The 639-nt window shown below is 35.5% G+C and carries 1 protein-coding gene; it reads left to right on the top strand.

Annotated elements, in window-relative coordinates:
* A partial coding sequence (locus KJR01_RS09630) for a molybdopterin-dependent oxidoreductase (protein ID WP_214119019.1) occupies positions 1–639 on the top strand: 639 nt, incomplete at both ends.

Genomic DNA, 639 nt, shown 5'->3' with positions numbered 1-639 from the left:
GTAGGATTTGCTAAATTAAAAGAAAGATTATTTGATGAGAATAATCCAAAAACTCCTGAATTAGCAGAAAAAATTACAGGTATAAAAGCAGAAAAAATAAAAGAATTAGCAGAACTTATGGCTAAAAATAGAACTATGATTATGGCAGGTTGGGGTTTTCAAAGGGCTCATCACGGAGAGCAAGCTCACTGGGCTATGATAACTCTTGCATCTGTTTTAGGACAAATTGGACTTGATGGTGGTGGATATGGGTTTGCATATCATTATGCAGGTGGGTTACCAATTCCAGGCTCTCTAACTTTAAATGGTGCTGGAAGTGGAGCTACATTTGACACGAGCAAGGATTTTGCTGGATTTCCAGGAATTGGTGGTATAAGTGTTAGCCCATCAACTAAAGGAGAATGGAGTAATAGAGAAAACGAAGTAATTCCTGTTTCAAGAATAGTAGATATGCTTGAAAATCCTGGCAAAGAATATGATTTTAATGGAAAGAAAAAAGTATTTCCTAATATAAAATGTATCTATTGGGCTGGTGGTAATCCAATGCACCATCATCAAGATAGAAATAGACAAATAAAAGCATTTGCTAAGGTTGATAGCTTTATAGTTCAAGATTGTTTTTGGACTGCTAGTGCAAGA

Source organism: Campylobacter sp. 2018MI10, assembly GCF_018501175.1.
Taxonomy (GTDB): Bacteria; Campylobacterota; Campylobacteria; order Campylobacterales; family Campylobacteraceae; genus Campylobacter_E.
This window is presented reverse-complemented; position numbering and strand designations above follow the sequence as displayed.